General features: G+C 38.8%; 13 protein-coding genes and 1 other RNA gene. 7 read left to right on the top strand and 7 right to left on the bottom strand.

Annotation, left to right across the window (positions count from 1 at the left end; all coding sequences use genetic code 11):
* The first annotated feature begins 53 nt into the window (after positions 1 to 53).
* Together LC115_01970 and LC115_01965 are read left to right on the top strand one after the other, a co-directional pair.
* The gene (locus LC115_01970) at positions 54 to 2,558 is read left to right on the top strand and encodes an ATP-dependent Clp protease ATP-binding subunit (protein MCZ2355447.1); all 2,505 of its coding nucleotides are present in this window, start codon (positions 54 to 56) and stop codon (positions 2,556 to 2,558) included.
* 9 nt (positions 2,559 to 2,567) lie between these two features.
* The gene (locus LC115_01965) at positions 2,568 to 3,395 is read left to right on the top strand and encodes a 2,3,4,5-tetrahydropyridine-2,6-dicarboxylate N-succinyltransferase (GenBank protein ID MCZ2355446.1); all 828 of its coding nucleotides are present in this window, start codon (positions 2,568 to 2,570) and stop codon (positions 3,393 to 3,395) included.
* Positions 3,396 to 3,405: 10 nt separating this feature from the next.
* On the opposite strand, the gene LC115_01960 is transcribed toward LC115_01965, so the two are convergent.
* From LC115_01960 to LC115_01950, 3 genes are all read right to left on the bottom strand, one after another.
* Complete coding sequence (locus LC115_01960; GenBank protein MCZ2355445.1) at positions 3,406 to 4,785, bottom strand: hypothetical protein; 1,380 nt, start codon at positions 4,783 to 4,785, stop codon at positions 3,406 to 3,408.
* A 71-nt stretch (positions 4,786 to 4,856) separates the two neighbouring features.
* Positions 4,857 to 5,214: RNase P RNA component class A (gene rnpB / locus LC115_01955), an RNA gene on the bottom strand.
* Positions 5,215 to 5,318: 104 nt separating this feature from the next.
* Positions 5,319 to 6,674: a DUF6089 family protein gene (locus LC115_01950; GenBank protein MCZ2355444.1), complete on the bottom strand. Its 1,356-nt coding sequence runs from the start codon at positions 6,672 to 6,674 to the stop codon at positions 5,319 to 5,321.
* 456 nt (positions 6,675 to 7,130) lie between these two features.
* Here LC115_01950 and LC115_01945 point away from each other — a divergent pair, with 456 nt between their 5' ends.
* Both LC115_01945 and LC115_01940 read left to right on the top strand, forming a co-directional pair.
* Entirely contained in the window at positions 7,131 to 8,306 is a 1,176-nt protein-coding gene (locus LC115_01945) for a hypothetical protein (protein MCZ2355443.1), read from the top strand.
* Positions 8,307 to 8,461: 155 nt separating this feature from the next.
* Complete coding sequence (locus LC115_01940; GenBank protein MCZ2355442.1) at positions 8,462 to 9,145, top strand: phosphatase PAP2 family protein; 684 nt, start codon at positions 8,462 to 8,464, stop codon at positions 9,143 to 9,145.
* Positions 9,146 to 9,148: 3 nt separating this feature from the next.
* Here the strand turns inward: LC115_01940 and dprA are convergent, their stop codons facing one another.
* From dprA to LC115_01925, 3 genes are all read right to left on the bottom strand, one after another.
* Positions 9,149 to 10,261, bottom strand: coding sequence for a DNA-processing protein DprA (gene dprA, locus LC115_01935; GenBank protein ID MCZ2355441.1), 1,113 nt, complete (start codon positions 10,259 to 10,261; stop codon positions 9,149 to 9,151).
* A complete protein-coding gene (locus LC115_01930; protein MCZ2355440.1) occupies positions 10,251 to 13,244 on the bottom strand; it encodes an amidohydrolase family protein in 2,994 nt (997 codons plus the stop codon). Before LC115_01930 ends, dprA begins: the two co-directional genes overlap by 11 nt.
* 67 nt (positions 13,245 to 13,311) lie before the next feature.
* A complete protein-coding gene (locus LC115_01925; protein MCZ2355439.1) occupies positions 13,312 to 16,455 on the bottom strand; it encodes a caspase family protein in 3,144 nt (1,047 codons plus the stop codon).
* Positions 16,456 to 16,588: 133 nt separating this feature from the next.
* Between LC115_01925 and lpxD the strand changes: the two genes are divergently transcribed.
* From lpxD to LC115_01910, 3 genes are read left to right on the top strand one after another with little or no spacing between them, the layout of a single operon-like run.
* A complete protein-coding gene (lpxD, locus tag LC115_01920; protein MCZ2355438.1) occupies positions 16,589 to 17,569 on the top strand; it encodes a UDP-3-O-(3-hydroxymyristoyl)glucosamine N-acyltransferase in 981 nt (326 codons plus the stop codon).
* A 13-nt stretch (positions 17,570 to 17,582) separates the two neighbouring features.
* Complete coding sequence (locus LC115_01915) at positions 17,583 to 18,440, top strand: hypothetical protein (protein ID MCZ2355437.1); 858 nt, start codon at positions 17,583 to 17,585, stop codon at positions 18,438 to 18,440.
* Positions 18,412 to 20,580, top strand: coding sequence for a helix-hairpin-helix domain-containing protein (locus LC115_01910; GenBank protein ID MCZ2355436.1), 2,169 nt, complete (start codon positions 18,412 to 18,414; stop codon positions 20,578 to 20,580). Before LC115_01915 ends, LC115_01910 begins: the two co-directional genes overlap by 29 nt.
* Here LC115_01910 and LC115_01905 read toward each other — a convergent pair.
* A partial coding sequence (locus LC115_01905) for a pseudouridine synthase (protein MCZ2355435.1) occupies positions 20,577 to 22,033 on the bottom strand: 1,457 nt, incomplete at its 5' end. The two genes, LC115_01910 and LC115_01905, sit on opposite strands and share 4 nt — an antisense overlap.

Here is a 22,033-nt window from a genome sequence, read left to right as displayed (position 1 = left end):
GTAACTTTTTATCATCTGTTTCGTAAACTTACGGACAAAATCTTTGTTTTACTATGGAAGCTAACTTTTCTAATCGTGTCAAGGATGTTCTTCATTATGCCCGCGAAGAGGCATTACGCTTAGGTCATGACTATATTGGTATAGAACATTTACTCTTAGGGCTAATCCGAGAAGGAGAAGGAATGGCTATTAAGGTGCTAATTAACTTAGGCGTTGATTTAAATAAACTCCGAAAACAGGTTGAAGATAGTGTCCGTTCCGTTTCCACAACAGCAAACTTCTCTAATATTCCCCTAACCAAACAAACCGAGAAAGTCCTAAGAGTTACCTATCTTGAGGCAAAGTATTTTAATAGCGACTTAATTGGTACTGAGCATCTATTACTTTCTATCTTACGAGATGACGACAACTTAGCTGCGCAATTATTAGCTAAATACAACGTTAGTTATGATGCTGTACTGGCAGAGTTAGAAGACGAACGGTCTAAGGATATTCAGATGGCTATGCCCTCAGATCATTTAGACTCCGGAGAAAATCAACCACAGGATAAAACCAAGAAAAATATAAAATCTAAAACGCCGGTATTAGATAACTTTGGCCGTGACTTAACCAAAGCTGCCGAAGATGGCAAATTAGACCCAATTGTTGGGCGCGAAAAAGAAATTGAGCGCGTAGCCCAAGTCCTTTCCCGAAGAAAAAAGAACAATCCGGTACTTATTGGAGAACCGGGTGTCGGTAAAACAGCAATTGCAGAAGGATTAGCTCTCCGCATTGTACAACGAAAAGTAAGTAGAGTGCTGTTTAACAAACGGGTCGTTACCTTAGATATAGCCTCACTCGTAGCCGGAACCAAATACAGAGGGCAATTTGAAGAGCGTATGAAAGCTGTTATGGCCGAGTTAGAAAAATCTCCTGACGTAATTCTCTTCATAGACGAACTACACACCTTAGTAGGCGCAGGAGGCGCATCCGGCTCATTAGATGCCTCCAATATGTTTAAACCAGCCTTAGCCAGAGGCGAAATCCAATGTATCGGCGCAACTACCCTCGACGAATACCGCCAATATATCGAAAAAGATGGCGCACTCGAACGTAGATTCCAAAAAATCATGGTTGAGCCAACCTCACCAGAAGAAACCATCCAAATCCTCGAAAATATAAAGTCAAAATACGAAGACCACCATAACGTAACCTACACACCAGAAGCAATTAAAGAATGTGTATTCCTAAGCGGACGCTATATTACCGACAAAAACTACCCAGATAAAGCCATTGACGTTATGGACGAAGCCGGTAGCAGAGTTCATCTATCCAATATCCACGTTCCCAAATACATCTTAGACTTAGAAGCCAAAATAGAAGAAATTAAAGAACGAAAAAATAAGGTTGTAAAAAGCCAAAAATATGAAGAAGCCGCCCAGCTACGCGACCAAGAAAAACGCTTGATAGAAGAATTAGAACAAGCAAAGCTAAATTGGGAGGAAGAAACCCGCTCTCAACGGTTTGTAGTAAGCGAGCATGATATTGCAACCGTCGTAGGAATGATGACCGGAATACCGGTAACTAAAATTGCAGAAGGAGATGCGAAACGACTTTTAACCATAAAAGATGAGCTGAGAAATCGCGTTATCGGCCAAGACCAAGCTATCGAAAAGCTGGCCAAAGCCATCAGACGCTCCCGAATCGGCCTAAAAGACCCAAACAAACCCATCGGGTCATTCATATTTTTAGGTTCTACCGGAATTGGAAAAACAGAATTAGCAAAAGAACTTGCCCGCTATCTCTTTGACGGAGATGATGCCCTGATTCGTATTGACATGAGCGAATATATGGAGAAATTTTCTGTATCACGCTTAATTGGTGCACCCCCCGGATACGTAGGTTATGAAGAAGGCGGACAACTTACCGAAAAAGTACGGAGAAAACCTTATTGCGTTATCCTACTTGATGAGATAGAAAAAGCACATCCAGATATCTTCAACATTCTGCTGCAAGTATTAGATGACGGTACTTTAACAGACGGGCTTGGCCGAAAAATTGACTTCAGAAATACCATCATCATCATGACCTCAAACGTGGGTGCCCGAGAAATCAAAGACTTTGGATCAGGCGTTGGCTTCTCTACAAGTGCCAAAACAGACCAAGTTGATGACCGTATTAAATCAACACTTGAAGGTGCTTTGCGCAAGGTCTTTAGGCCGGAGTTCTTGAATAGAATAGATGATGTTATTATTTTCAACTCTTTAACCCAAGAAGATATTTTCAAAATTATTGACTTAATGCTTGAAAAAGTATTCGGAAGAGTCAAAAAGTTAGGATATAACATTCGGCTTTCTGATACAGTAAAGCAGTTTTTATCCGAAAAAGGCTATGACCAGCAGTATGGTGCCCGCCCAATGGCTCGTGCTATTCAAAAGTATATTGAAGACCCAATATCAGAAGCATTATTAACCAATGAAGTTCATTCTGATGATACCATCTTAGTGGATTTAGACTCAGCTACACAAGAAATTAAAGTTACAATAGAAGCAGCGTCTCCCGCCGAATCACAAGTATAAAAGCCAAGTATGGCAAGACCAAATTTAGTTGGCTTAATAGAGGAAGCCTATGATTATCCGGAATTACTTACAACTTCTAAGCTACATGAAAATGCACCTCATAAAGTGATTTCTATGTTGGATAAGGGAGTAATTAGGGCAGCGACTCCCGATAATGACGGGCAATGGATTACGAATGAATGGGTTAAAAAAGCTATTTTATTGTATTTTCGCCAGCAGCCAGCTAAGTCAATTGAGGTTTTACCTTTTGAATATCGGGATAAAATTCCGCTAAAGACGGATTACACGGGTTCTGAGGTACGTGTAGTGCCGCCTGCAGTAGCACGTTTCGGATCTTATTTGGCCAAAGGAGTTATTTTGATGCCTTCCTATGTAAATATTGGTGCTTATGTTGATGAAGAAACTATGGTTGATACTTGGGCAACGGTAGGTACTTGTGCACAGATTGGAAAAAGAGTGCATTTGAGTGGCGGAGTTGGTATCGGGGGAGTGTTAGAACCACTACAAGCAAAGCCTGTAATAATCGAAGATGGCTGTTTTATTGGCTCACGTTGTATTGTAGTAGAAGGAGTTCATGTAGCTCAGGAGGCCGTTTTAGGTGCTAATGTCGTACTAACTGCATCTACTAAGATTATAGATGTATCTGAAAACCAACCTGTTGAATACACCGGATTTATTCCACCCAGAAGTGTTGTCATTCCCGGATCTATCCCTAAAAGTTTTCCTGCTGGCACCTTTCAGGTTCCGGCGGCCCTCATCATCGGAAAAAGAAAAGCCTCTACAGATCTAAAAACCTCTTTGAACAATGCGTTAAGGGAGTTTAACGTTTCTGTCTAAACTTCAGAAACTATAAATCCGATGGCTTAGGCTTTTTGTATAATATTCCTGTGATAGGCCAGCTACTCCAATCCTTTTCTATAACCCATTCAGAATGAAGTTCTTGAAGTTCTGAATCAGTAAAATTGTTAAAGATATTACTGTAAAAAATCCGATTTTGGCTATTCAAATTCTTTTCAGCAAAAGCACTTGAATCATGAGCAGATAGATCAGTAATGAATAATGGATCTAAATTAGGGAAAGCCGAACCAACTGTTTCAAGCGGTATATTATTGTTTTTTAGATAGTTAATACATTGCTGGCGAATCGGGAAATAGAAAATATGAAGTGGCGTGCTATCCCAACCGGTTGCTATCGGTTGAGGATAAAAACATATATTTCCCAAAACTATCCCCAAAATTCCTATTATCACAAATTTCCTGTAGGGATATTTTTGTGCTATATGTGCCCATACCCAAAATAGCGAAATATAAACCGGTAATAAATAGCGATGTCCCATTAAACCGGTATAAGGAAGCATTATTGCTGCAAATAAAATTAGGTTAATAATAAGTAAAACACCCCAGTTTCCTAACTCAAAAAGCCAACTTTTAATTGGTATCTTTTGTTTAAATAAAATATAAATTATTGATAACCAAATAATAAAAACACCAAAATCATTTAATCTCCAGCCTAAAACAATGATGTTTTTTAGAAATCCGTGAAAATCTACATATAAGAAACTATCTGCCCATGTTGAATTTGTGTGATAACCAATCCACTTTGTTCTGAAATAATGAACTACGAAGTAAGCCATTGCAAGCAAGCCTCCGGGAATGTATAAATAAATGGTTTTTAATACGTTATTTTTTTCGCTGCGATATATCCAGCCTTGCCATAAAAATAGCCCAACGGCAGCAACCATACCACGCATACTTATCATTCCCAATAATATTACAGAAAAAATGATAATCGTCTTTTGCCGGTTAATAATTCCATAAACACCTAATAACCAAAACAGTACCAGCAATACATCTGGGCTTACCAGCATAATCTGCCCTATTATACCTGCAAAGCAAACAAACATCCAGCTAAACAAACACCCACCTGAAATATTTTGGGATAGTTTTTGTAAAAAATAAGCAATAGCTAAAACCGCAGGAAGCATAGCCAAATGGGTTACCCATAGTTCACGTCCCAATAATTTCCAACATAATGCTATGTATAATCCAAAATAAGGCGGATGACCACTATCTAAATGAGGAGGCAGAAACCATTGATTAAAGTTATTCTCAAAATAATAAGTTGGATGATATGAGGCAAACTGAATAGTATCCCAAAATAATGGATTAAATACAGAAAAAGCCCAAAATAGTATTAAACATATACTTGGAAACCAATTTAGGTTCATGGAAATGAAGACTTTATGTAAGAAACTAACTATTATGTATTCTTTATAATTTAGTAAGATTGTAAAAAAACTGGGAGTATCAGTTGGTAAGCCGGGTTCTGTGCTACTATTGTAGTGGCTGTCATTTATCTATGTTGCTGCTCACGCAGCAGCTCTAACGACCTACCCTCCGGCTCGGGCGAGCAGCCCTCTATTGCCGGTATATTTGGTCTTTCAACGCTTGAGGTTTACCAGCACTTTTGATGCCGTGGGCTCTTACCCCGCGATTTCACCCTTACCTAATTTTCATTAGGCGGTATATTTTCTGTTGCACTTTCTGTATCGCCGGCCTTACCTCCGGCGACCCATCCCGTTAGGATGCAAGCCGCTCTATGTTGCCCGGACTTTCCTCTCGTATAAAAAACACCAGCGACAGCCTCAACTAATCCTCCCAATTGCAAATGTAACCAAAAATCATACTCCCATAAAAATTCTTAAAATAAAAAAGCGAGAAGAATAATTCCTCTCGCTTTCTAACTGTTTCTTATTAATTTTTAGAAGCGTGGGCAGCTCATCATACCACCACGTCTTTGAAATCCACCAAATAAATAGGTGATACCTAAATTTGTGAAAGAATAGTAATCATTCTTTTTGGTCTTTCCAACTCTGGCGTCTAAATCATCAGATTGGGTAAAACGATAACCAAATTCAGCGTGCAAGTATAGGTTCTTAATAAACCCATAACGAACTCCAAGCCCAACAGGAACAATAGGAGTAGTTTTTTGCTTAGGTTGATTTACGTATGTAGTACGAACAATATTAGTAGCTTTAAATATTTCTAATCCCGATGTTTCGTATTGTAGAACGCCGATACCTGCGAATACATACATTGCTATACTGGTGTTGTTGATAGCTCCCGGAACTCTGGCGTGTGGTAAGCGCAGAAAGCTCCATGAACCAATTAAGCTAAATTCATTGATTTTACTATCAAAAGTTTCGGTAGTAACCTCATTAATAGCCTTTTTGAAATTTGTTTTCTCTGCACCCATATTGCCGATAAGGGCATTCGCTTTAATAGAGAATCCTTTTCCAAATAAATATCCGATTGCAAAACTAACTCCTGTTCTAAACCCTGACTTAGAGTTTCCGCCTCTTAGATCTCCGAAATAGTGTATCGGGCCGCCTGATAACTGGCCAAACAGATAACTTTCTCCTCTACCGGAATTATGATATTTGGTTTTTTGCGGATGTATTGTTTTAGCAATACTTAAACTAAAAAAAGTGTAAAAATCATTCTTTTTGGTTTTTCCCTCACGAGAGTCAAATTTATCCGTAAAAAGAATGCGCCCTCCGCCTTCTACACCAACATAAAAGTCGCGATAAACTCGGTATGAAACGCCTAAACCTATTGGAATAACCGGCGTTACAGCATTAGTCCTTGTTTCAATCACCTTTGAAGCATCTGTTATATCTATTAAGTGCCGAGAACTATAAAGGGTTAAACCTACTCCGGCGAACCCATAAACAGAAAGGTTCTCATAAAAACGATCAGATATATGAGTGGAGCGGTTAAATGGGAATATAGTCTTACTTGCCTGAATAGAAAACTCATTAAAAGATGTATAAAAACTTTCTTTGGAACGAAGTACTCCTGCCGAAGATTTATTATCTTTTTGACCATCTGCTGAACTAAATAAGATATTAGCCTTTACTCCCAAGCCATTTTGATACATCTTTCCAATACCAAATTCAAAGCCGGGCTTCATACTTAGGTTATCTTTTTGTAAGTCCCCAAAATAAGTGCTTACTCCTGCACCAAATTGAACGAATGGTGCGCTGTTCATACGCTGCGCAACCACACCGTAAACAGTTACAGAGTATGCAATTAATGTTAATATGTATTTTTTCATAGATAAGAGATTGAAATTCTAAATTGTATATTCTTCTAATAGTTGTACACTATGAACTGCAAAATTAAGATTTTTTTAGTATTATTCTATTCATTTGATGCAGTTTAGATGTATTATTTATATTTTTCATATCTAATTGATTATTAATTTTTTAAAAATTAATAATTTTTTGATTATTAAAAAACTTATATTCAGTTATGGTTTTTAATATAGAAAAGTGACTTAAAATAGTGTAACTGGTGTCCTTAATTTTTATCTAAAAACAAATTAAGGTAAGTTAAAAATAGATTTAACCTATCGGTGAAAAACGCTACTGCCTACGTACTTTGTTGTGGCAGATAGGATTATTTTTTTAAAAATATCAGAAAAAGTACAACGTATTAGAAAAAGGTTTAATATTGGCAAAATTTACAAAAGCATTTATTTTTTTAGGAAATAGCTTATCTTCAAGCGTATATGAAATTACACTCATTAATATTCTTCGGATTTTTTGCATCAGGGGTGGCTTCGTCTTCTGTTTTTGCTCAACAGTTTGACGTAACCAAAGTACAGGCTGACCCAACCACATTTATTTTTGATGATGGAAAACACACTGTTCAACAATATATTTATGAACAGTTAGAAACGAAATCTAAGTGCTGCGGAAATGATGCTATCTACTTAGAAGTAAAAATAGACCCGAGTGGCACAGTTTTAACGGCTAAATCTTTAACAGGGAAAAATGATTGCTACAAAAGTTCTGTAGTGGATATTGTTCGGGGAATCAAGTGGAATCCTGCCTCAATAAAAACCACAAAAGCAGTTTATTTTGAGTTAAAGCCGTTAATTGCTTGCAAAGGAAATCCTGATGACAACACCTATACACCTATTCCGCTACCAAGCGGAACAGTTCCTACTGCTCAAAATGATAATACCGCAAATAACCAAGCCATTAAAGAAGCAGAAGACCGCGCTCGTATAGAAGCCGAAAAGATGCGTATCGCTGCCGAACAACGCGCCCGTGAAGAGCAACGTGCTCGTGAAGAAGCAGCTAAGAAAAATGAAAAGAAAACTCCCCCACCCACAACAACAACACCTACTACCACCACTACTACATCTAATACTACCAAGAATACCCAAGCCAATAATAAAAAAGGGAATACAAATACAGATAGCTTAGCCTTACCCAATCCAAAATATGTTTCAACTGGTGATAAAAAACCGGATGAATCTCATATCAAAACAACTTTAAATACTTCTGGGCCACGTTTTGATAACCCACAATATAGTGGAGGTGAGCAAGCAATGATGATTTATGTTAAATCCTCACTACGGAAAGCTGGAATCTGCGGCCTTGCACAAACGCTAACAGAACTTACGCTTGATGCATCTGGTGCAGTCGTTAATTATAGAATTTTCCGTGCTAATACAGATGAAGTTCGGACAGTATTACCCGGAGTCGTCCAAGGAATGAAATTTACACCTTCTACCCGATTTAAGCGGAGCTTCTTATTAGAATTTAAAACCGATATAGATTGTACTGGAAAAGGATTTGATACAGATGCATTTAACAACGCCCCTCGTTATTTTAACACTGGGCAAGCTGAAAACTCTCAATATAACTACACTCCGGAAGGCTCAGGAGACCATTAATAGGAATTTAAGGCTTATAAAAAGACAAAGCAACCAAATTGGTTGCTTTGTCTTTTTATAAGCCAATCTCAAACTGCCAGTTTTGGTACACCCTAAAAAATAACGTTCTCTTAAATAGAATATTAGCCTTTAAAAACATATTTTTGGGAATTATTATGCAAACACTTTCTATTCCCAAAATGAACCTAAGAACTTTCTTTTTTATCTATTTTTTATTATCTAAATTATTGATTTCAAGCTATTTGTTTGCGCAACATAAACCAGCAGAATGGGAAATAAATTTGCTTAAACAATTAAATAAAGCCGGTACAAATACGATGCAGGATAAATTCGTTTGGGGGGCTTCACAGAGTATTTACCCCTTAACAGCCGTCTTAAATATCTGGCCGGTTGTTGATGGGGTTATTCACAAAGACTTAAACAAAATCACGCAAGGAGCAACACGTACCTTAGCTACGGGAATAGCTTTTAGTTCAATTTTTTTACTCAAAAATACTTTTCGCAGAGAACGGCCCGATCCTGCCATTTTTTCTGTACCTTTCCATAAAACTGGATTTTCATTTCCTTCAGGGCACGCTGCTATTGCCAGTTCTTTGGCTACGATGATTATTCTTGAAAAAAAACCTTGGTATTGGTGTGCTATATCAATAAGTGGTTGTTTGTTAATATCTTATACAAGAAACTATTTAGGAGTTCACTATCCGGGGGATGTTATTACCGGTATTTTAGTAGGTTCCGGATCTGCATTATTGACACTACCATTGCGAAAAATCACCCAAAAATGTGTATCTAAAACCTGTAAGAAATTGAAAATAATACCCGAAGTTATCCCTGAATAACTACTATATTTTCACAAAAAGACGACCTGGTAATTGCTTCACAAGTCCACTAAATTCTAATTCTAACATAATTGAGATCAAATTTCCAATAGAAATTTGAGTGAGATCGTGCAATTTATCTAAGGCTAAGGTTTGGTCTGCTAATACATTCAAGACTATTTGCTGCTCTTGGGTAAGTAGCAACGAAGTGGCAATTTTAGGCTTAGGCGAATTAATAACCGGCATTATCTCCGTGAGTAAGTCTTCCGGATTAATGATAATTTTAGCTATATTTTTTTGTATCAAGGCGTTACAACCTTCGGATGTTTTGTTTCCAAGATTGCCGGGTACGGCATAAACATCTCTGTCATAGTCAAAAGCCAATCGGGCAGTAATTAAAGCACCTCCCTTGTGGGCAGCTTCAACGACAATTACGGCTATTGACAGGCCAGCTATGATACGGTTTCTGGCGGGAAAAAATACAGGTTCCGGTTTGGTATAAACAGGATATTCCGAAATAATGCTGCCGCCACTATCTATAATTTTTTGGGCTAATTGTTTATGCTGTTGCGGATAAATTCTATCTAAGCCGTGTGCTATAACAGCGGTGGTTAAAGCATTATTTGCTAACGCAGTTTTATGAGCTTCTGCATCAATGCCAAAAGCTAATCCACTGACTATATTTATGTTAGCAGCCGACAAACATTCTGTGAAACGAGCGGCTTGCTTTCTCCCATATTCAGTTGGGGTTCTTGTTCCCACAATAGACACAAAGATTTGGTCATTGAATTTTGTCTCTCCCTGAATGTACAAAACAACGGGGCTATCCGGTATTTCTTTAAGATTTGTAGGAAAACGAGTATCAAAATAAGGGATAACACTGATATTATTTTTTTGATAATAAGAGAGTTCTATTTCAGCTTGAGCTATATTTTGGGTAGCATTTCTAATTGCGTGGGCAGTATTATTTCCTATTCCGGGAATTTTTTCAAGCTGGGATTTATTTTTTGAGAATACATTTTTGGCACTGCCGCAATAGGCCACTAAGTTTCGGCAAAGAATAGGCCCAAGTCCACTAACTGCCTTTAACGCAATTAAATGTATTAACTCATCTTCGTTTTCTGTTTTAATGGCCATGCCCGCCGCAGGAATATTCTTCTTTTATCTCTTCGGTAGGCAATGTGCTACCATTTGTTTGGGCAGATTTTCGCATCTTCTCTATCAATTGAATGCGTTCTTGCTCAATAGCATCACTTTGCTTACGGCTCTCTTGTGCATCATATAACAAGGCACCGTCCACATAGGTTTGTTCTGCTATGGCATAAATACTGAGCGGTTCTTGGCTCCAAATGACCAAATCGGCATCTTTTCCGGGTTCTATCGTGCCCAATTTATTATCCAAATGCAACATTTTAGCAGGATAATACGTTACCATTTTCCAGCTTTCTTCTTTTGATAATCCTGCATATTTTATACTCTTAGCGGCTTCTTGGTTAAGTCTTCTGCCCATTTCAGGGTCATCAGAGTTGATAGCCGTTGCGATTCCTTTACGCAAAAGTAAAGCGGCATTTTGTGGAATAGCATCAATAACTTCATATTTATATGCCCACCAATCTGAAAAAGTAGAGGCATTTACGCCATGTTTTTTCATTTCATTTGCTATTTTATAGCCTTCTAAGATGTGGGTAAATGTATTTACCTGAAAACCAAATGATTCAGCTACTCGCATCAGGGTTAGGATTTCAGATTGCACATAAGAATGGCAGGTTATAAATCTCTTTTTTTGTAAAATTTCGACGATGGCATCGAGTTCTAAATCTCTACGTACAGGATAGCTGTTTAAGGTATTATTAGAGAGTAAGTTTTTTTCGTATTCTTTGGCTGTTTGGAATGCATCTCGAAATATTTGCTCTACTCCAAGCCGGGTTTGCGGATAGCGAACACTATATTTATCTCCCCAGTTACTTTGTTTTACATTTTCGCCTAAGGCAAATTTGATGAATAATGGTGCTTGCTCTATTTTGTATTCTTCCGGTGTTTTGCCCCATCGTAGTTTTACCAAAGCGGCCTGCCCGCCGATACAGTTTGCTGACCCGTGTAATAATTGCGAGGTAGTTACGCCTCCCGAAAGCTGCCGGTAAATATTTATATCGGTTGGGTCTATCACATCTCCGATACGTACTTCTGCTGTAACGGATTGAGTGCCTTCATTAACCCCGCCGGTAATTGCAATATGTGAATGTTCATCTATAATACCGTTAGTTAAATGTTTTCCCGAAGCCTCAACGACTTTGGCTCCCGGAATGGATAAGTTTTTCCCCACTTTTTGAATTTTTCCCTGTGCAATAAAAACATCTGTTTCGGTTAAAATACCTTTTTCGGTATTTGACCAAACTGTTGCATTTTTGAACAAAAGGGATTCCGAAAGCGGATACACCGTGCGTCCATAAGCTTTGTTGGGAAATGTGATGGGTGAAGAAACTGCGTTAGGAATTACCGTTACCGGCTTTAGTAAAGTATCTTGAAAACTTTTTTGTTTGGTAAAAGATATTGGTGAAGGCTTGGTTTGGATATAACGAACGCCAACTAATCCGTTTACTTCAGGGCTTAACGCAAGGTTCAAGCGGTCAGGAAAGTCATCAGATTCGATTTTTAAGGTTGGGTTTTGCCATGTGATTTTAGTTTTGTATTTATTTCCTGCTTGCTCTATTTCTGCTTTTGGCTCTGATAACGTTCCGCTAATCGTTAAACTTACGTTACTATTGCCAAGTATCGCTACATAAGTACCTCTTGGGTCTATGGAAGGCACAGATTGAATTATTGTTTGGTTTCCCTGCACCCAAGTTTCCAAGATAGTAGCATTTTGGTAAAAGATATTACCGGAGGTGATTATGAAGTTAGCTATTTTTCCGGCTTCTATGGTGCCTAATTGTTTTTCTACCCCGAACCAACGGGCTGGCTGTGTTGTAAGAGCGGCTAATGCTTGCTCCTCTGTAAGGCCGTATTCCAAAAACTTATATAACTGTTTCCAAAATGTGGTTTCTTTATCTAATTGATTGGTTGTAAATGATATAGAAATATCTTGTGCTAATAGATAAACGGGATTTTTGGGAGATTGCTCCCACCTGCGCAGCTGGCCAAGGCTTACATTTAGATAATCTAAGGGATTATCTGCATAGATTGGCTTAGGGGTGTTCATCGGTAAGATGCAGGCCATTTTGGTCGCTGAAATGGGTTTTGCCCATTCATAGTCAAAGGGAGTACCAACGCAGATGAGTTTTTTTAGGTCAAATTCTTGGGATATCTTAGCCATACGCAGCATTTCTAAGGTGTTTTGGGCTTGAAAAACATACGGGTTTGTTCCAGCCATAAACTCCTGTAATTGCTGCAAACTAAGGTTAAACTCCGGCTTAGGAAGTTTCGGGTTGTTTTGATAAACTTTCCAAGTATCTCGATACCAAGAGGCATCTAAAAATGTTTGCCTCATCAGCGCGATAGCTCCCATTAAGGAGCCGGGATAGTCTTCGGGAGATTTTCCTTTATTGAAAGATAGATTTTGGCTACATTCTGGTTTTAATACTTGGCTATTCGTTAGGCCGTCTTGCAGCAATACAAAACAGCCGTTTCCTCGAAATATTCCATCATCAGGTACACAATGGGCAGCCCCAAAACCATTTTTTCGTAAATCATAAATTGCCGGAAACGCCTTAGAAAGATAGTTAATAACTTTATTTTCAGGGCTTACTGCCGGATTCCAATATTTAGGGGGCTTAATATCTGCTGGTTTAGCATCTGAATTACCAACGGGATAATAGGGTTCTATAAAAGCCGGAAATATCCAACGGCCTTTTAAATCTACGGTGTAAACAGAGGATGGAATAGGAATTTTACTTCCTACAGCTTTAATAATACCATTTTCAACCCATAGTGTAGCATTGGTAAGGCGTTGGTTGGGAGAAACGACAATGGTAGCATTCAAAAAGGCAATTTGGGTAGGATTTTTCTCATGGACTCCAACTGGCGGAAATGTTGTTACTCCCTGACAATCAGCAATTAACGCAGACTGAATCAGTTTCCAAATAAACAAGAAAAGATAACCAAATAGCTTAGCTCGCTTCATAATTCGCAAATATACAGGAAAAGTTAGCTTTACGCAGTATCGGTAAATCTTTTTTGGAAGCAAATAGCTACCAAAGCCGAACATCTACAATTGGGTTTTCTTGCCGTGATATAGGATTTTGCTTGCCTTGCGAGAGTTCAAATACAGTTTTTTGGATATATTCTTTTAACTCACTGAGCATTATGATGTTATCATTATTTAGGTCGGCTGCTTTCTTCGTTAATCCGTTTAGGAAAGCATAGGTAAAGAGGCCGTTGTTCCATTCATTGGATTCTAATGCGAACTCCGTACCGCCGGCAGCGGCAACAACAGTTGCGCCGGTTCCTCTGCGTATATCTGAAAATAATTGCCCTAATAAAATACCCGTATTTTCTTCCCCAAAAGCCGGCTTAGACGTTACTACTGTCCCTGCCGAACGAAACTTGATATTACCAACTTCTGCCGGTATATTTTGTGTTCTGGTAACTTCCTCTTTATCAAGTTCTCCTGAATGGCAGCTGTCTATCAATAATAATTTTCGGATTGGCTTGATTCCATCTAACAGATTATCAAGTTCTTGATAGCTAAATCCGCGTTTGGCAGGGTCATTAAAGTCTATGTCATGTGTGCCAAAGTAATAATCTAATTTAGAATCTAAAATACCGTGCCCGGCTACAAAAAGAATCACAACATCTTTGGTAGTAGCTTCTGATAGCGTTTCCTTGATTTTTAATAGATTTTCTTTCGTTACCTGCTCATTGGTATAGGAATGAACAAAGACTTTTTCAAATAAATCTTGTCTATTATTCCATTGTTTAGCAATATCTTGGGCATCTTTTGCAGCTAAAGAAAGATTAAATCGCTTATCCTTATAAATGGAAGTTCCTATGGTGATTACATAAAGATTCGGTTTGGTCGGTTTCTCTTTGGAAATAACAGTGATTGTCCGCCTTTCAGATTCTATGCCTATTCTATTTTTAACTGAAACCTGTATTTTATTTTTTCCCGGCAAAATTGGTGTTTTCATGGAATAAATAAGCGTAGTTGGGCTTTTTTCTTTGTTTCCAAAAGATAAATCTTGGCCTTGTATTCCATAAATCGGAACTCCATTGAGGTAAATATTCATGCGGTCTAAGCGATATTTAAAATCACTTGCATTAAACTTGATACGGATATTGGATGAATCTGTAACCTGAGAATTGGTTTGTAATTCTATGCTGGGAACATCACTTGGGTTTACCACAGAATCAGCTAAGGCATGGTATTTTTCGATGCGCTTTTGCCAAGCACGATAAAAAGCATTTATCAGCTTGGGATCTGGGTTTGTTAAGGCTTGCAGCACTTTATCAGGGCGGTTATACTGCAAATCATATTGCTCAAATGGCATAAACTTAGCCTCTTGGTCGCTTTTCTGGTTTATATGAAAACCTACATAAGAACTCCCTTTGGGAGAACTTGCGTAATAATTATCATTTTTCCAAAGAATCCACTCCCCGTTTTGAGTGAGAAATAAATTGCAAAATGGTGTAATAAACGGCTCGTAAGCATCTAAGTATAAATTAGATAAGTTAATATTTTTTTCTTTGATAACTTCATTTAATTTTTCTTCGCTTCCTAATTGCTTAATTAGCATTTGCTTAAACTCCTCAAATGTAATGGCGATAGTGGGTTTTTCGGAGAGATCCCAAAGGCGTACCGTTTGGTCGCTACTTCCCGAAATTAAAAACTTTTTATCCTGAGAAACACACAATGAAGTTACCATTGCAGTATGGCCTAAAAATTCTAACAATTTTCTGCCCTTAATATCAAATAATTGGGTGCGAAAAGTGCCTGCAACAGCAATATTTCCTTGCGGCGTAAAGGTATATGCCATGATAACTCCCTCAGCATTCGGGTCTAACTTTATCGTATTTCCGTTAGATAGCCGTAAAATATAGTCACTTTCCCTAACAGCGGTAATACCCCCATATTCTTTGGTTGCTCCTTGATAGCTCTCACTTTGGCCTGATGATTGGGTTAGTTTTAAACTATTATAGGAGAATTGATAATTTATTTGGCCAATAGAATTAAACTGATATGTATTTCGTTTTATGGTACTGATTCCGATTACCCCCTGTTTTCCTGCTGCTACAGAGTAAATTCGGGTTCCTTTACTGGCGAAATGCTGCTTTATAGCACCGGTTTTTATGTTCCAGATATAAATATCACGGTTTTCTCCGCCGGCTGAGGCAACCCATTCACCCCCAAAAGTAGTTACTGCCGTAACGGTGTTATCATGTTTATCAAAGGTTTTGACAATTTTACCAGTTTGAAAATCAAGTATTTGCACGTTTTTTCCGGTAGTTAAAATAGTGCCCACAATTACATATTTCCCATCTTGGGTAATTGCTAAGCTATGAATATCTCCCAATGATGAATAATCAGGATAATTTGGGTCTTTAATTTGGTCTAAATAACGCTCTATTTTTCCGGCTTGGTTCCAAACAATTAGCTGATTATCATAGCCTCCTGATATAAAAAATTGACCATCAGGGGTAAAAGTTCCGGTTCTAATTTCTTCGGTATGGCCGCCGGTCATAAGCGTATAAACGGGCTGCTTATTGGGCACAAAAGAAGATAAATCCCAGCGAATTAATTTTTTGTCATAGCCTCCGGTAACTAAGTATTTTGAATCTGGAGAAAACTGGGTTACATAAACAGGCTCGGTATGACCGCTTAGGTTCATACCGGGAGAAGATTCTGTTAAATTCCAGAGACCAATTTCATTATCGGTAGTTCCACAGGTGAGCCATTTTCCATTTGGGGAAATATCCAAGGCAATAACCGGACTTTCAGGTCCATTAAGTTGTTTGATGATTTTTCCGGTGTTAATATCCCATAAAAATATGCGCCCCATTAGTTGGGATTTTTCACTTACTTCTGGTCCAAAATATCCACCTGATACAATTACATTTCCATTTGGGTGTATTGCACCGGAGTTTACCATTCCCATAGGGCCTACCATAGCCGGTCCACGCAGCGTCTGAATAAGCTCTCCTGTCTCTACGTCCCAAATCTTAATCGTTTTATCGTCCGAAAAAGAAACTAACTTAGAACCATCCGGTGTAAAACGCAAGGCTTTAATGGTTCCGCTATGCCCCTCTGCATCAATTACTATTTGGGGAACCTCAAACTGGCCATAAGCTAAGTAAGAAACTAACCCCAAAAGTAATATTAAACTCAATTTTTTCACAGTACGAAAGTAATATTTTAGAGAATACCATAAACCACAAAATAATAGTGGCATACTATTGAAGCAATATTAACGGTTGAGGATAACCTTGATGTTGTAAAAACTTGTAACTTGGCAATCGAAAAACAGACTCATGAAATTAACACAGCCTGTTACTGTTACCGAAATAGCCAGAATTATTGGGGGCAAGGTTCTGGGAAACCCCAATCATATTGTAAGCGGATTCAACGAAATTCATCGGGTAGAACCCGGAGACCTGACGTTTGTGGATGTTGAAAAATACTTTAAGAAGTCCCTTAACTCCCGTGCCACAACTATCTTACTAAACCAAGAAGTAGAAATCCCCGAAGGCAAAGCACTGATTTTAAGCAACGACCCTTTTCGGGATTACAACCTACTGACCGAATATTTTCAGCCCCGCTCTTCTTTAGATATTTACAATGAACCTATTTTGGGAGAAAATACCCACATCGGAAAAAATGTAGTATTCGGAAATAACGTTTCTGTCGGAAGTAATGTCGAAATCGGGCACAATACTATCATCGGAAACAATGTTGTAATTGGCTCAGAAACACTTATTTATGGAAATGTAACTATTTATGATAACTGCCAAATTGGTTCAAACTGCTGTATTCAGTCTGGTGCAGTTATTGGCGGGGAAGCTTTTTACTATAAAAAACGCCCCTATGGTCGCGATAAAATGCTGACAAAAGGACGTGTTATTCTCGAAGATTGGGTAGAAATTGGCGCAAACACAACCATAGACAGAGGCGTAAGTGCCGACACAATTATTGGTGAATATACTAAAATAGACAACTTAGTTCAAATTGGCCATGATACTGTGGTTGGAAAACGCTGTATTATAGCTGCCCAAGTAGGTATTGCCGGCGTTAGCAATATTGGAGATGACGTAACCTTATGGGGGCAGGTTGGCATACCCAGCAATATTTATATCGGAAATGGAGCCGTTGTGATGGCAAAATCAGGCGTGTTGGCATCATTAGAAGGCGGAAAAACTTATTTAGGAGTGCCCGCCAAAGAATTTAAAAAAAGTTGGCGGGAAATAGCTTGCATCGAAAAGCTACCGGAATTAATCAAAAAAATTGACCCTTAACAAACTATACCTGATGCTTCGCTTTATTTCCATAGTAACTATAATTATGACTTTTTGCTCAGGAAGAGTATTCTCCCAAATAGAGCAAACGGTTGGGGCTAAGACTTCCGCTTTTAGTGGCTTTGGCAGTGCCGGCAATGGAGATCCTAACCTACTGCTAACCAACCCAGCCGGCATTTGTGGCATAACATCATTTTCGGCCTCGCTATCAGCCGGGCAGCCCTACTTCTTGGATGCTTTTAACACCGCTGCATTAACGGCTGTTTTGCCCATACAAAACCATTATGCAGGCATTACAGCTTATTCAAGAGGAAATAATTTATTTCGCCAAACCCAAATAAGTGCTGCTTACGCCATCTCATTATTTGATAATAAATTCCGTGGCGGCATTAAAATTGGCGGCTATAACACCCATATTCCGGAATACGGCGCCCAAACATCCTTGATTATAGATGCCGGAGTCCAAACAAGTATTTCAAAATCAATAGATATTGGAGCAAGAGTAACTAACTTAAACCAAGCACGGCTAAAAATTAATCGTGAGGAACCATTACCTACTGTGCTATCCGTAGGCGCATTATGGAAAGTCGGAAAAACATTTTCCGTAGCAGCAGAAGCCTACCAAAGTTCTATTTGGCCATTAGATATGCGCGTAGGCTTAGAATATAAACCCCACCCCATTCTGGCTATTCGATTAGGTGCTCGTACAGAACCCTTCGTTTATACCGCAGGAATTGGTTTAAAATGGAAAAGCTATCAACTGGACTTTAGCATGGAGCGTCATTTACTCCTTGGCTTTACTCCACAATTTTCATTTTCTTATCTAGTAAATCGCCCAAGTAATGAAAAGCAGCAAACTACTAAACCGTAGCTTTGGGTTAGTTTGGATGATGCTCTGTTTGTTGGGTTATACTGCCAAGAGCTACAGCCAAGTACTCATTGCAGATACCATAAATGCAGAGCGCGATGTAGAGCAACTGATAGAAGATGCCGTTACAAGTTCCCAAGAAGATTCAGAAACAGACTGGACAACTTTAACGGATTATCTTAACGACCTGATAAGAAATCCCTTAGATCTAAATCAAGCAACTGCCGAACAACTTGCTAACCTACCCGGCCTCTCCCCTATGCTGGTTACTGCTATTCAAAATTACATTTATAAATTTGGGTTCTTAACCAGTATTTATGAGTTACAAGCCGTTCCCGGAATGACAGCAGACGTTTTCGCCAAAATAAAACCCTTTATTAAAGTAGAAGAAGGAAAAAGTTTAGATATACGCGGAAAACACCAACATCCCAAAGGCCCTGATTTTAAGCTAATTTTAGAAGGTGGGAAGTTCTCTACCATACAAAGATTTTCAAGGATATTAGAGCCGCAAGAGGGATTTTTACCACCGGATACCACTTCAAGAGGGCAGCCTAAAACCAGATATTTAGGTTCACCGTGGAAATCATTTAGCAGAATCCGCTACCAATACCGCCAAAATGTAAGTATAGCCCTGATTGGAGAAAATGATGCCGGAGAGCCTTTTCGCTGGAACCCCTCCAAGAGATCTTATGGCTATGATTATCTAAGTGCTCATTTTTATCTACGGGATTTTGGTAACCTCAAAAGACTCGTAGTCGGAGATTATGTCGTAAGTGTTGGACAAGGGCTGATTCTTTCAAGGGGGTTGGGCTTTGGAAAAGGCTCAGAAACTATTAACGCTGTAAAGAGAGTAGATTTAGGGATTCAACCCTACACCTCTATCAACGAAGTTAATTTTTTACGTGGAGCAGCTGCAACCTATGCACTAAAACAATTTTCGCTCAGTGTCTATGCCTCCCGCCAATATTTAGATGCTGCCGTAAAAACCCTATATGACACTTTAGTATTTGATAACGAGGTATTTACAAGTTTTCAAACCTTTGGCTACCATCGCACTGAAAGTGAAATCAATCAGAAAGCCAGTGTTTCAGAAGATTTATTAGGTGGACGGGTAGCCTTTTCAGAAAGAAATTTAAACATCGGAATAACCGGCCTATACCAAAGATATAGCACACCTTGGTATCGCGGAGAGGATTCTTATCAGAGATACAACTTTAATGGAAAAACCAATAATTTGGTTGGTTTTGATTGGGATTGGGGTTTTAGGAACATGAATTTCTTTGGGGAAATAGCCCGTTCGGCCTCCGGTGCTGTTGCCGGTATTGCCGGCGTTACTGCCGCAGTATCATCCCGCGCAGAACTCGCTATCCAGATTAGAAATCTACCCAAAGATTACCACTCAATGCATGGCTTCATTTTCGGAGAACGACCGTTAGACCTCCAAAATGAACGGGCAATTTACACCGGACTTAAATTAAAAATTAACTCCAAATGGTCATATTCCTCTTTTTTAGACGTAATTTACTTTCCTTGGTATCTTTATAAAACATCTGCTCCAAGCTACGGAGTAGAAACCCTACACCAGATAAGCTATAAAATCAACCGTAATTCTTCGGTTTATATTCGTTTTAGGCGAGACTTCAAGCAGCAAGATGTATCCAGTTCAGAAACGAACCAAATGCTTGTTTACCAAGTTCCAGTAGTCAAAAAAACACTCCGCTTAGATTTTAATTATTTAGTTGCCAAAAATCTTCAACTTCATTCACGGCTGGAAACGGTTTGGTATAGTAAAGAGAATCTTTATACCCAACAAGGATTGCTTTTTTACCAAGATGTTGTATGGAAGTTTATACCTTGGTTAGAAGCTACTGTGCGTTGGGCTCATTTTCGTGTTCCGGATTATAATGCACGGATTTATGCTTACGAACAAGATGTATTAACAGCTTTCTCTATTCCGGCATACTACGGATTAGGCCAGCGTTGGTACTTCATGTTGGCCGGAAACATTAAACGTAATGTAGATTTTTGGGTACGAATAGCCCAAACCCGACTATATCACGAAAACACAATCGGGTCTGGATTAGATTTAATTCAAGGAAATAAACGTACAGAGCTAAAACTACAAGTACGCTACTCTTTTTAAGATTCTGACTTATCGGGAAGCATTTTTAAGTAGGCTACTTCTTTGGATGTTAAAAAACGCCAATGCCCACGCGGTACTCCTTTTTTGGTTAAAGAAGCATATTTAGTTCTGTCTAAAGACATTACCTGATACCCAAGATGTTCAAACATTCTGCGGATAATTCTATTCTTACCCATGTGGATTTCTACTCCCACTTGGTCTGTTGAAATTCGGTCATTTATCTCAATATAACTGATTTTATCTACCTTAGAAAAGCCATCTTCTAACATAATCCCGGTTTGAAGTGCCTCCATATCTTCTGGTTTTACAGGTCTATCTAAACGAACATGATAAACCTTAGAAACTTCAAATGAAGGATGGGTTAGTTTTTCTGTTAAAGAGCCGTCATTTGTAATCAACAAGATTCCGGTTGTATTTCTATCCAATCTACCCACCGGAAAAACCCTCTTAGTTGGCAGATTATTTAACAGCTCTAAAACCGTTTTTCTTTCTTTATCATCTTCGGTAGTAGTAATATAATTCTTGGGCTTGTTGAGTAAAATATAAACATAATGTTGCGGCTTAACCGTTTTCCCGTTCACTTGTATAACATCTGTTTCTGTATTTACACGGGCACCCAGCGTAGTTACAACATCTCCATTTACAGTAACTTGTCCCTTTACAATTAAGTCATCAGCATCTCTACGGGCACAGCAGCCGGAAATAGCCATGTAACGATTGAGTCGCATAACCGTTTCTGCGTGCGTAAAAATCTCACTCTTACTTGGTAATGAATCAGCAAATGTATTTCTCCGAAACGTTTTTCCACGCCCACCTTTGGGAGAATCACTTCGTCTATTATTAAAATGCTCTTGTAGCCTTTTTGAAAGTTCTGGATCTCTATCCGATCCAGTCTCCGAGTAACGCTCTCTATCTTGTGAATAAGATGACTCCCGCTTAGGATAACGCTCTCTATCTTGTGAGTAGGATGATTCCCGCTTGGGATAACGCTCTCTGTCTTGTGAGTAGGATGATTCCCGCTTAGGATAACGCTCTCTGTCTTGTGAATCTGATGATTCCCGCTTAGGATAACGCTCTCTATCTTGTGAGTAGGAAGATTCTCGCTTGGGATAACGATCTCTGTCTTGTGAGTAGGATGATTCTCGCTTGGGATAACGCTCTCTATCTTGTGAATCTGAAGATTCCCGCTTGGGATAACGCTCTCTGTCTTGTGAATCTGAAGATTCCCGCTTAGGATAACGCTCTCTGTCTTGTGAATAAAAAGATTCCCGCTTAGGATAACGCTCTCTATCTTGTGAGTAGGAAGATTCCCGCTTAGGGTAACGCTCTCTGTCTTGTGAGTAGGAAGATTCCCGTTTAGGATAACGCTCTCTGTCTTGTGAGTAGGAAGATTCCCGCTTAGGATAACGCTCTCTGTCTTGTGAGTAGGAAGATTCCCGCTTAGGATAACGCT

It is taken from the genome of Bacteroidia bacterium, from assembly GCA_026932145.1.
Classification (GTDB): domain Bacteria; phylum Bacteroidota; class Bacteroidia; order J057; family JAIXKT01; genus JAIXKT01.
This window is presented reverse-complemented; position numbering and strand designations above follow the sequence as displayed.

Bases quoted from the DNA above. Each gene is read 5' to 3' on its own strand.
- LC115_01965 (MCZ2355446.1), top strand. From the start codon at position 2,568: ATGGCAAGACCAAATTTAGTTGGCTTAATAGAGGAAGCCTATGATTAT.
- LC115_01910 (MCZ2355436.1), top strand. From the start codon at position 18,412: ATGAAAAGCAGCAAACTACTAAACCGTAGCTTTGGGTTAGTTTGGATG.
- LC115_01930 (MCZ2355440.1), bottom strand. From the start codon at position 13,244: ATGAAGCGAGCTAAGCTATTTGGTTATCTTTTCTTGTTTATTTGGAAA.
- LC115_01940 (MCZ2355442.1), top strand. From the start codon at position 8,462: ATGCAAACACTTTCTATTCCCAAAATGAACCTAAGAACTTTCTTTTTT.
- LC115_01945 (MCZ2355443.1), top strand. From the start codon at position 7,131: ATGAAATTACACTCATTAATATTCTTCGGATTTTTTGCATCAGGGGTG.
- dprA (MCZ2355441.1), bottom strand. From the start codon at position 10,261: ATGGCCATTAAAACAGAAAACGAAGATGAGTTAATACATTTAATTGCG.
- LC115_01970 (MCZ2355447.1), top strand. From the start codon at position 54: ATGGAAGCTAACTTTTCTAATCGTGTCAAGGATGTTCTTCATTATGCC.
- LC115_01950 (MCZ2355444.1), bottom strand. From the start codon at position 6,674: ATGAAAAAATACATATTAACATTAATTGCATACTCTGTAACTGTTTAC.
- LC115_01960 (MCZ2355445.1), bottom strand. From the start codon at position 4,785: ATGAACCTAAATTGGTTTCCAAGTATATGTTTAATACTATTTTGGGCT.
- lpxD (MCZ2355438.1), top strand. From the start codon at position 16,589: ATGAAATTAACACAGCCTGTTACTGTTACCGAAATAGCCAGAATTATT.
- LC115_01915 (MCZ2355437.1), top strand. From the start codon at position 17,583: ATGCTTCGCTTTATTTCCATAGTAACTATAATTATGACTTTTTGCTCA.